The following is a 9,226-nucleotide window of genomic DNA, read 5'->3' as shown; positions in this document are numbered from 1 at the left end:
CCCTACTGCCCTACTGCCCTACTGCCCTACTGCCCTACTGCCCTACTGCCCTACTGCCCTACTGCCCTACTGCCCTACTGCCCTACGCTTGCGCGATACACGGCAATGCCGGCGGCGAGGTCCTCGAGGGCTGCGCCGACCGACTTGAACAGCGTGATCTCACCGGCGCTCTGCCGGCCCTTCTTGTCTCCACGCGTCAGTTCATTGAGGTCGGCGACGATGGCTTCCGGCTTCAACACGCCGGAGGCCAGCGGCTGGACGATGTCACCGGCTTCCTTGGTGGCGCCGGCGCGGGTGTCGACATAGACGCGGGCCCGCGCAACCGTGTCGTCGTCGCTTTCGCGCATCGCCGGAGTGAAGCCGCCGACGAGGTCGACATGCGTTCCGGGTCGCAACAAGGCGCCCTTGACCAGCGGTTCGGTGGTGATGGTCGCCGAGGAAATGATGTCGGCCTGGCCGAGTTCGGCGTCGAGATCGCCTGCGGCTTCGGCCGCAAAACCTTCCGCACGCAATCTTGCAGCGACCTTTTCGGCATTGGCCGGCGTGCGGTTCCAGATGCGGATGTTCTTGATCGGCCGCACAGCCGAATGCGCCTTTGCAAGGAATGGCGACAGCGCGCCGGCGCCGACCACCAGCAGCCGCGATGCGTCCTCGCGGGCCAGATAGGAGGCGGCCAGCGCCGAGGCACAGGCAGTGCGCCACTGTGTCAGCCGCTGGCCATCGATCATGGCCTGCGGCTCGCCAGTGGCGCCGTCGAGCAAGAGGTAAAGGCCCATCACCGCGGGTTTTCCGACAGCGTTGTTGTCGGGCGACACGGTGACGATCTTGATGCCGATGTGACCGCCGGCGGAGGTGCCAGCCGTGTGGAAGTCGGTCCAGGCCGGCATCAAAAGCAGCGTTGAAGCGGCGCCGTCGGGCCGCTCTATCGTATGATGATGCCTGACCGGCTGTATGGCGCCATCGCGAAACGCGGCGCGCAGCGTCTCGATCAGTCCGGGAAAGGTCAGCGCGCTGTCGACCTCGGCGGCCGAAATGGTCAGCATGAAAGGCTCCGCGAAAGATGTGTCAGCGACGCTTCAGTTTGTCGGCTTCGGCAAAGCCGGGCCCCGAGGCGCGGCAGGCGCGCGGCTTACCGCCTGGCGCAGATTCTCGGCCTCGGCACCGCGCTGGCGCGCCAGCTTGCGATAGCGCCCTTGCTTGATCCAGGTCGCCAGGCTGCCGACGATCATGCCGATGGCAAGGGCAAGGAACAGGAATATGAACAGCGGCAAGGTCAGCGTCAGCGCCGGGTTGCCCGGATTGAACGGGTCGAGCGTGAAGGCGACCGGTTCGCGGTTGGCAACGGCCAGCGCGATCAGGATGATGGCCAGCGGCACGAAGACCACGATGAGGATTAAGCGATTGAACATGTTTTTCCGTAGGGACTGCTATCGGAGCGGGACGGCGGGCGCGGCGCCTACTTGCCTCCGTTCAGCCTTTCACGCAATTCCTTGCCGGTCTTGAAGAACGGTACCCATTTCTCCTCGACCTCTACGGATTCGCCGGTGCGCGGGTTGCGGCCGGTGCGGGCAGGGCGATTTTTCACCGAAAACGCGCCGAAGCCGCGCAACTCGACCCGGTTGCCCTCGGCAAGCGCGTCGGTGATTTCATCGAAGATGGCGCTGACAATGTTTTCGACGTCGCGCAGGAAAAGATGCGGATTACGCGTGGCGATGATCTGCACAAGTTCGGATTTGATCATGAAAAGGCTCCCCGTAAAAGCAGTGCCGCCGAAATTATCAGAATGATTTTATTTGGTTTTTCACTCGTCCCAAGCGGTTCCTCAAGGGTGCCAGACGGAAACGAGACCGTCAAGAAACAAGCGGTCCGCTCCAATTTCGTGAAGGACGTCGCCGTCATGGCCGGCCAGGCCAAGCGCAGCACCGACGGTCTGCGCCATCGCTTTGGAGAACAGGAAACCGCCGCGTTTTTCCGTGTCCTTCCATTCCACCACCTTGAGCTTGGCATCGACACCCTTGCCTGCAAGCCAGTCGATTGCTTCGGCCTCGCCGCCGACCGCGTCGATCAATCTGTTGGTGACCGCCTGCCGGCCGGTGAAGATCGACCCGTCTGCGAGCGCCAGCACCTCCGGCTTGGTCATGTTGCGGCGCTCGGCGACGATGCCGACGAACCAGTCGTAGCTGTCGAGGATGAGCTTGCGGACCATGGCGCGCTCATCGTCATTGGTCGGCTTGAAGGGAGAAGGCGAGGCCTTCAAGGGCGAGGATTTCACCTCCTCCAGCTTGACGCCGAGCTTGTCCATGAGGCCGCTGACGTCCGGGTACTGAATCAGCACGCCGATCGAGCCGACGATCGAGGATTTGCGTGCGACAATATGGTCGGCCGCGGTGGCGATCATATAGCCCGCCGAAGCCGCGAGCGTGCCGACCTCGGCCACCACCGGCTTTTCGGCGGCAAGCTTGCGCACTGCCTCATAGATCGATTCGCCACCGACGGTGGTACCGCCGGGTGAATCGATCGACAGGATCACAGCCTTGACGCGCGGCGACTGACGGATTGCCTCCAGCCGCTTGATCAGTTCTTCGTCTTCGGTGATGGTACCTTCGATCTTGACCTTGGCGATGTGGTCGACAGCCGCGCCGGTGAAGTCGTCACCATAGATCCATGCCGAGAAGGCGATCAGTCCGGCTGCTGCGACGATAATCGCCGCAACACGCCAGAATGTCAGCTTGCGGCGCAAGCGGCGGCGGTCGATCAGGTCGTCGGCTCTCAATACCATGGTCAGCCTCGTAGTCGGTGGGAGCAGATGCTTTTAAAGCAACCATTCGCGCCCGGCTACCGTTTCCTGACGGCCTTGCGCCAAAGGCCGTTAGGCATTCGCGGCAAGCCTCAACCTGTCACGTTCCACAGGCTCTAACACTGTGCGCCCATATCTGGTATGAGGTACAGGCTGCGCTGGGGCCATTTTCATTGTACAGGGGCGGCTGTCACATTTTTGCGGTTTTCCTCGGCTTGTGCTTGCTTGAGGGCGCCGGCACCCCACCTATAGGGCGGCCTGGCGGGCAGGGGTTTAGAAGAAGCAGTCATGTTAGCGGGACCAATCGAACCGACCAACACCGAGACGGAGTTGGCTCCCAAGGCCGCAGGCCGGGCGCGGGTCGACGCGTTTGACGTTGCGCAGCGTCATTCGCGCCGGGTCCGTGTCCTCAAGCTGGCCGTGCCGCTGGTCGCTGCCGTGATTGCGGTCGCGTTTCCCGTCTATTCCTATCTCATGGCTCCCGCCGCAATCGAGGTGCAGGCCGACGGCGGCGCCTTTGCCGATGGCAAGCTGGTGATGGCGAACCCCAAGCTCAACGGCTTCACCAAACAGAACCTGCCCTATTCGATGACAGCCCTGCGCGCCATACAGGATGTCAGCAAACAAGGCATCATCGATCTGGAGGGCATCAAGGCCAAGCTGCCGATTGCGGCCGACAACACGGCCGCCATCGATGCCACGCACGGCACCTATGATCGCGACGGCAACACGCTCAGCCTGACCAGCGATGTGACCGTGTCGACCACGGATGGTGTGGTGGCAAAATTCAAATCAGTCTATCTCGACATGGGCGAAGGCACTATGAAGACAAGCGAGCCCGTCGATGTCAGCCGCGGCGGGTCGCGGATCAGGGCGGATTCGATGTCGGTCCAGGACAATGGCAAGGTCCTGGTTTTCGAGAACAAGGTGCGCGTCGACATCGATCCCGCCAGTTTGAAGGCGGCAGAGGCAAAGAGCGGAGAGACCAATGCGGTTCAGTAGTTCGGCACGGCGCCTCGCCGCGATTTCGGCGTTGACGCTCGGGTTGCCCTTGGGGCTGACCTTCGGGACGGCGCCGTCGCTGGCGCAATCCAGTGCCACCAGCCAAATGTCCGGCCTCAGGCTGTCGGGCGACAAGCCTATCCAGATCGAAAGCGACAAGCTCGAGGTGCGCCAGGCGGAAAGCGTCGCCGTCTTCACCGGCAACGTCAACGTCGTCCAGGGTCCAACCGTGCTCAAGGCCGGCAAAATGACGGTCTATTACGTCAGGGATGCAGGCGCCGCTAAAGGCGCCCAGCCCGCGGGTGCCGCGGCAATGACCGGATCCGCCAACATCGACCATCTCGAGGTCGACGATAAGGTCTACATCAAATCGGACAATCAGGTTGCCACCGGCGACCGCGGCACCTTCGACATGAAGACCGAAGTGCTGGTGCTTTCGGGCAGCAAGGTCGTGCTCTCGCAAGGCGATAACGTGCTTGTCGGCTGCAAGCTTACCGTGCAGATGAAGAGCGGCCTTGCCCAGGTCGACGCTTGCGGCGGCCGCGTCATGATGTCGATCACGCCGCCGGCGAAGTCTGGAGCAGCGAAACCCTGATGACCGGCATATCGTCGCTGCTGGCGCGTCTTCCAGGGCGCGCCGCCAGCAAACTTGCGGCACCGGCCAGGGTCACCGTCGAAGCGGCAAAGTTCAAGGGAACCTTGATCGCCAAGGGGCTGACCAAAAGCTACAAGGGCCGCAAAGTCGTCAGCGGCGTGACGCTGGGCGTGCGCGCCGGCGAGGCGGTTGGGCTGCTCGGCCCCAACGGCGCCGGCAAGACGACCTGTTTCTACATGGTAACCGGCCTGGTGCCGGTCGATGAAGGCACGATCGAAATCGACGGTTTCGACGTCACGTCGATGCCGATGTATCGCCGCGCCCGTCTCGGCATCGGCTATCTGCCGCAGGAAGCGTCGATTTTTCGCGGCCTGAATGTCGAGCAAAACATCCGGGCCGTGCTCGAGGTCGTCGAAAAGAGCCGCAAGGAGCGTGAGCGCCTGCTCGACGAATTGCTCGAGGAATTTCACATCAGCCATCTGCGCAAGGCTCCGTCGCTGTCGCTCTCCGGCGGTGAGCGGCGACGCCTCGAAATTGCCCGCGCCTTGGCAACCCGCCCCGCCTATATGCTGCTCGACGAACCTTTCGCCGGCATCGATCCGATCGCCGTCGCCGACATCCAGCAACTCGTGCGCCACTTGACGGCACGTGGCATCGGCGTTCTGATCACCGACCACAATGTCCGCGAGACACTTGGCCTGATCGACCGCGCCTACATCATCCATGCCGGCCAGGTGCTGACCCATGGTCGAGCCGACGAAGTGGTCGCAAATGCCGACGTGCGGCGGCTTTATCTCGGCGAGGGATTTACACTCTAAATGCGAAATTCCGGTTCGAACGGGATTTCCGGCGTAGTCCAACAGCTTTTTCTTCAATTTTCTGCCTGAAAACGCGTCGGCAGGCGAGTTTTACCGCTCCTCGCCTTGACAAGCAAAAGCCGGGCCAGTTTCTATGCTGGCCTGGAAAATTCCTTCCAGCAGTGCGGGTGCGTAGACGGGGCGTTTGAAACCGAACCATGGCGTTGGCGGCAAAACTACAGCTACGACAGTCGCAGTCGCTGGTGATGACGCCGCAGCTGATGCAGTCGATCCGCCTGCTGCAGTTCACCCATCTCGAGTTGGAACGCTTCATCGACGACGAGATCGAACGCAATCCCTTGCTGGAACGCGCCGAACCGCAGGAGGACGCCGCCAGCGACCAGGCGCAGAAGGGCGACGCCGCATCGGAACCGGCTGCCGACGGCGACTGGTTCGAGGCGGAAACGGCATGGAGCGCCGAGGCGATCTCGGAAAAGCTCGATACGTCGCTGGAAAACCTGTTTCCTGACGATCCTGGTACGAGCGAGCGGCTCGGGCCCGACCTGACGGCACAATGGAAATCGGCGTCCGGCAATGGTTCCACCTCTTCCTCCGACGGCTTCGACGTCGCGGATATGGCGGCGGCGGCCATCACGCTGCGCGACCATGTCGGCGAGCAGGTGGCGCTCGCCTTTGCCGATCCGGCGGCGCGCCTGATCGCCGGCGAGCTTGCCGACGGCCTCGACGAGGCCGGCTACATGCGTGCCGATATGGCCGAGATCGCCGCCCGCCTCGGCGCGGACGCCACGGCGATGGCAACGGTCCTGGCGGTCTGCCAGACATTCGAGCCCGCCGGCATATTCGCCCGCGACCTCGCCGAATGCCTGTTGCTGCAGCTGGCCGTGCGCGACCGGCTCGATCCGGCGATGAAGGCGCTGATCGCCAATCTCGAACTCCTGGCACGGCGCGATTTCCAGACGCTGAAGCGGATTTGCGGCGTCGACGAAGAGGATCTGCTCGACATGCTGGCCGAGATCCGGGCGCTCGACCCACGGCCGGGAATGGCGTTTTCGCGCGGTGCCAGCGATGCGATCGTGGCCGACATCGAGGTGCGTGCAGCCAATGACGGCAGCTGGACGGTCGAGCTCAATGCCGAGACGCTGCCGCGCGTGCTGGTCGATCACATCTATTTCGCCCAGGTCACGCCACATGCGAAAAACCAGGCGGAAAAGGATTTCCTTGCCGAATGCCTGCAGAACGCCAACTGGCTCACGCGCAGCCTCGACCAGCGGGCGAAGACCATTCTCAAGGTGGCCTCTGAGATCGTGCGCCAGCAGGACGCTTTTCTCGTCCACGGCGTGCGGCACCTGAAGCCGCTCAACCTGCGCACGGTGGCGGACGCCATCGGCATGCACGAATCAACGGTCAGCCGGGTCACGGCAAACAAATACATGCTGACGCCGCGCGGCGTGTTCGAGCTGCGCTATTTCTTCACCGCCTCGATCGCTTCGTCAGGTGGCGGCGATGCGCATTCGTCGGAAGCGGTGCGCGACCGCATAAAGCAGCTGATCGACGAGGAGAAAGCCATCGATGTGCTTTCCGACGATGCCATCGTGGACATGCTGCGGGAAAGCGGCGTCGACATCGCCAGGCGCACGGTGGCCAAATACCGGGAAGGCATGAACATACCCTCTTCGGTGCAGCGGCGGCGTGAAAAACGCGCTTTGGCCAGCGCCGGCCGTTGATCTCCGGCGGAATTTCCACAGCTTTCGCCCTTCATTGACAAGCGGCGACGAAGTGGCTAGAAGCCCGCCCGCATGGGACGGGCTGGCGAGTGGATTTGAGTTCGCCGATGCCCGCACGAGAGATGGTCCGTCACGATGTAGGCCACGGGACGGCCAAGAAGGCGGCTTGTGATCAACCGGAAAGTTCGGATCTAAAATCGGCGCAAGTGACGCCGCAAAAGCTTGTGCGCGCGGACCACGAGTATAAACTCGGGACAGTTTGAAGCCTGAGCAAGGAAGGTCAGTTTTCAGATGACACTGCGCATATCGGGAAAACACATGGATATCGGCGATGCGTTCCGTACGCGCATCAACGACCGTGTCGGGGAAGTGATCGGGAAATATTTCGATCGGGGCTTTTCAGGGCAAATCGTAGTCGTCAAATCGGGGTCGCGCTACACGGCCGATTGCATGATCCGGCTGGACTCCGGTGCTTCGCTGCAGGCGACCGGCGATGCCCAGGATCCAACGCTTGCCTTCGATACCGCGGCGGACCGTCTGGAAACACGCCTCAGGCGCTACAAGCGCCGGCTGAAGTCGCACAATTCAGGCAATAGCAACGGCGAGCTCACCGACGTCGCCTATACGGTGATGGCGCCGCTTGCCGACGACGAGGAGGACATACCGGAGAATTTCGCGCCGGCCATCGTCGCCGAATCGACCATGACGCTGCGGACCATGTCGGTGGCGTCAGCGGTGATCGAACTCGACACCAAGGACAGCCCGGTCCTGGTCTTCCGCAATGCCGGAAACGACCATCTCAACATCGTCTATCGCCGGCCGGACGGGAATATTGGCTGGATCGACCCGTCCACGGCCAAGGTCGCGCAGGGGTAAAAACCAGCCGCACGCGAGCGTGGGGACTGGCGACGGCAGGCGAACAAGGGATTTCAAGCATGGATCTGAGCGATCTCGTCAGCGTTCCGGCAATCATGCCGGCGTTGAAGGCGAACTCCAAAAAGCAGCTGCTGCAATTGCTGTCCGAAAGGGCGGCGGCGATTTCCGGCATTCCGGAGCGAGAGGTGTTCGACACCATCCTGCAGCGCGAGCGGCTCGGCTCCACCGGCGTCGGCAACGGCATCGCCATTCCGCACGGCAAGCTGGCCGGGGTGAAGCGGATCGCCGGCGTTTTTGCCCGGCTGGAGACACCGGTGGACTTCGAGGCCCTCGATGATCAGCCGGTCGACCTGGTGTTTCTGCTTTTGGCTCCCGAAGGCGCCGGCGCCGACCACCTCAAGGCGCTGTCGCGCATTGCGCGGGTGCTGCGCGACGCCGACACGGTTGCCAAGATCAGGGGCACGCGCGACGCCGTAGCCATCCACGCGCTGCTGTCGGACACACAGGCCTCGCACGCCGCCTGAGGTTTTGATTAAATCCGTTGAAGGGCCGCCGTGAGCGGCCCTGTCCGTTTCCAACCAGATCGCTGCGCCGTATTTGTCAGTGGATAACGACGTTAGTGGATAGCGACCGGGGTCAGATCGTTTTCCAGCGCGCCAGCCAGTGCCCGGTCGCGAGCGTCCGAAAGCAGGATCGGCTGGCCATTGGCGGCAAACAGGGCCCACAGTTCCAGCCCGGGCGCGATTTCGCCGAGGCCCGGGAAACGGCCGCGCAGATCGTCGCTCGACACTTTCCTGAGATAGGCGACAGAACCTTCGCCGAGATGGGCGAATTCGCCGCTGGTCATGATGATATTTTCGTTAGTTCTGGTCATTTCAAGCCTCCTTGCCGCGAGATGCCGCTCAAGGCCATCCCGCATGAGAGCTATCGGCAAAAATCAGTCTTTCACCGATATGTTTATTTTTCGTACCAGCCGTTCGGATTCCGGCCGATCGAGATCGATCGACAGAAGGCCGTTCTTCAATTCCGCCGCAATCACCCGCATGCCGTCGGCCAGCACGAAACAGCGCTGAAACTGGCGCGCGGCGATGCCGCGGTGGAGGAATTCGCGCTCGGTGTCGTCGTTCTGACGGCCGCGCACGACTAACTGGTTCTCCTCCGTTGTGACATCGAGATCGCTTTCCGCGAAACCGGCGACGGCGAGCGTGATACGCAGCCTTTCGGTTTTGCCGTCGGCACCGCTGAGGCGCTCGATGTTGTAGGGAGGATAGCTGTCACCGGACTTTGCCAACCGCTCCAGCGTCTTTTCCATGGAATCGAAACCGAGGAGAAGCGGGCTGGAAAAAGGCGTCATTCGGCTCATGTTACAGTGTCCTCTCAAGAGCGACATAAAGTGGAAAAACCCGGATGGCAT

12 protein-coding genes are annotated in these 9,226 nt (G+C 62.3%); 6 read left to right on the top strand and 6 right to left on the bottom strand.

Features of this window, described 5'->3' with window-relative positions; genetic code table 11:
- Positions 1-74: 74 nt before the first annotated feature.
- The 4 genes from lhpI to sppA form a co-directional block, all read right to left on the bottom strand.
- Entirely contained in the window at positions 75-1,043 is a 969-nt protein-coding gene (lhpI, locus tag NKH28_RS12770; protein ID WP_352979058.1) for a bifunctional Delta(1)-pyrroline-2-carboxylate/Delta(1)-piperideine-2-carboxylate reductase, read from the bottom strand.
- A gap of 33 nt (positions 1,044-1,076) precedes the next feature.
- Complete coding sequence (locus tag NKH28_RS12765) at positions 1,077-1,409, bottom strand: LapA family protein (RefSeq protein WP_352613047.1); 333 nt, start codon at positions 1,407-1,409, stop codon at positions 1,077-1,079.
- A 47-nt stretch (positions 1,410-1,456) separates the two neighbouring features.
- Positions 1,457-1,741 carry an integration host factor subunit beta gene (locus NKH28_RS12760; RefSeq protein ID WP_023675261.1) on the bottom strand — a complete coding sequence of 95 codons (285 nt, stop codon included), beginning with the start codon at positions 1,739-1,741 and terminating at the stop codon, positions 1,457-1,459.
- An 81-nt stretch (positions 1,742-1,822) separates the two neighbouring features.
- Positions 1,823-2,779, bottom strand: a complete 957-nt coding sequence (gene sppA, locus NKH28_RS12755) for a signal peptide peptidase SppA (RefSeq protein ID WP_352502648.1) — start codon at positions 2,777-2,779, stop codon at positions 1,823-1,825.
- Between the two features lie 306 nt (positions 2,780-3,085).
- Between sppA and lptC the strand changes: the two genes are divergently transcribed.
- From lptC to ptsN, 6 genes are all read left to right on the top strand, one after another.
- On the top strand, positions 3,086-3,799 hold the full coding sequence (lptC, locus tag NKH28_RS12750) for an LPS export ABC transporter periplasmic protein LptC (protein WP_352469430.1): 714 nt from the start codon (positions 3,086-3,088) through the stop codon (positions 3,797-3,799).
- On the top strand, positions 3,786-4,394 hold the full coding sequence (locus tag NKH28_RS12745; RefSeq protein ID WP_292664963.1) for an LptA/OstA family protein: 609 nt from the start codon (positions 3,786-3,788) through the stop codon (positions 4,392-4,394). Before lptC ends, NKH28_RS12745 begins: the two co-directional genes overlap by 14 nt.
- On the top strand, positions 4,394-5,212 hold the full coding sequence (gene lptB, locus NKH28_RS12740) for an LPS export ABC transporter ATP-binding protein (RefSeq protein ID WP_292664962.1): 819 nt from the start codon (positions 4,394-4,396) through the stop codon (positions 5,210-5,212). Before NKH28_RS12745 ends, lptB begins: the two co-directional genes overlap by 1 nt.
- Before the next feature lie 197 nt (positions 5,213-5,409).
- The gene (rpoN, locus tag NKH28_RS12735; RefSeq protein WP_352469431.1) at positions 5,410-6,936 is read left to right on the top strand and encodes an RNA polymerase factor sigma-54; all 1,527 of its coding nucleotides are present in this window, start codon (positions 5,410-5,412) and stop codon (positions 6,934-6,936) included.
- 291 nt (positions 6,937-7,227) lie between these two features.
- Positions 7,228-7,812, top strand: coding sequence for a ribosome hibernation-promoting factor, HPF/YfiA family (gene hpf, locus NKH28_RS12730; protein ID WP_023675267.1), 585 nt, complete (start codon positions 7,228-7,230; stop codon positions 7,810-7,812).
- A 59-nt stretch (positions 7,813-7,871) separates the two neighbouring features.
- Positions 7,872-8,336 (top strand): PTS IIA-like nitrogen regulatory protein PtsN, encoded by a 465-nt coding sequence (gene ptsN, locus NKH28_RS12725; protein ID WP_023675268.1) that lies wholly within the window; start codon positions 7,872-7,874, stop codon positions 8,334-8,336.
- A gap of 92 nt (positions 8,337-8,428) precedes the next feature.
- Here ptsN and NKH28_RS12720 read toward each other — a convergent pair whose 3' ends face one another.
- Together NKH28_RS12720 and NKH28_RS12715 are read right to left on the bottom strand one after the other, a co-directional pair.
- Positions 8,429-8,686, bottom strand: coding sequence for a BQ00720 family protein (locus NKH28_RS12720; RefSeq protein WP_023675269.1), 258 nt, complete (start codon positions 8,684-8,686; stop codon positions 8,429-8,431).
- Positions 8,687-8,749: 63 nt separating this feature from the next.
- Positions 8,750-9,175 (bottom strand): Hsp20 family protein, encoded by a 426-nt coding sequence (locus tag NKH28_RS12715; protein WP_023675270.1) that lies wholly within the window; start codon positions 9,173-9,175, stop codon positions 8,750-8,752.
- Between the last annotated feature and the right edge of the window lie 51 nt (positions 9,176-9,226).

This window comes from Mesorhizobium sp. M1227, from assembly GCF_040318315.1.
Taxonomy (GTDB): domain Bacteria; phylum Pseudomonadota; class Alphaproteobacteria; order Rhizobiales; family Rhizobiaceae; genus Mesorhizobium.
The sequence above is the reverse complement of the archived record's forward strand: the minus strand, read 5'-3'. Positions and strand labels throughout refer to the sequence as shown.

What these genes read in the sequence shown, in the direction of transcription:
- NKH28_RS12720 (WP_023675269.1), bottom strand. Translation starts at nt 8,686, where the DNA reads ATGACCAGAACTAACGAAAATATCATCATGACCAGCGGCGAATTCGCC.
- NKH28_RS12745 (WP_292664963.1), top strand. Translation starts at nt 3,786, where the DNA reads ATGCGGTTCAGTAGTTCGGCACGGCGCCTCGCCGCGATTTCGGCGTTG.
- NKH28_RS12765 (WP_352613047.1), bottom strand. Translation starts at nt 1,409, where the DNA reads ATGTTCAATCGCTTAATCCTCATCGTGGTCTTCGTGCCGCTGGCCATC.
- lptB (WP_292664962.1), top strand. Translation starts at nt 4,394, where the DNA reads ATGACCGGCATATCGTCGCTGCTGGCGCGTCTTCCAGGGCGCGCCGCC.
- sppA (WP_352502648.1), bottom strand. Translation starts at nt 2,779, where the DNA reads ATGGTATTGAGAGCCGACGACCTGATCGACCGCCGCCGCTTGCGCCGC.
- NKH28_RS12715 (WP_023675270.1), bottom strand. Translation starts at nt 9,175, where the DNA reads ATGAGCCGAATGACGCCTTTTTCCAGCCCGCTTCTCCTCGGTTTCGAT.
- ptsN (WP_023675268.1), top strand. Translation starts at nt 7,872, where the DNA reads ATGGATCTGAGCGATCTCGTCAGCGTTCCGGCAATCATGCCGGCGTTG.
- hpf (WP_023675267.1), top strand. Translation starts at nt 7,228, where the DNA reads ATGACACTGCGCATATCGGGAAAACACATGGATATCGGCGATGCGTTC.
- rpoN (WP_352469431.1), top strand. Translation starts at nt 5,410, where the DNA reads ATGGCGTTGGCGGCAAAACTACAGCTACGACAGTCGCAGTCGCTGGTG.
- lptC (WP_352469430.1), top strand. Translation starts at nt 3,086, where the DNA reads ATGTTAGCGGGACCAATCGAACCGACCAACACCGAGACGGAGTTGGCT.
- NKH28_RS12760 (WP_023675261.1), bottom strand. Translation starts at nt 1,741, where the DNA reads ATGATCAAATCCGAACTTGTGCAGATCATCGCCACGCGTAATCCGCAT.
- lhpI (WP_352979058.1), bottom strand. Translation starts at nt 1,043, where the DNA reads ATGCTGACCATTTCGGCCGCCGAGGTCGACAGCGCGCTGACCTTTCCC.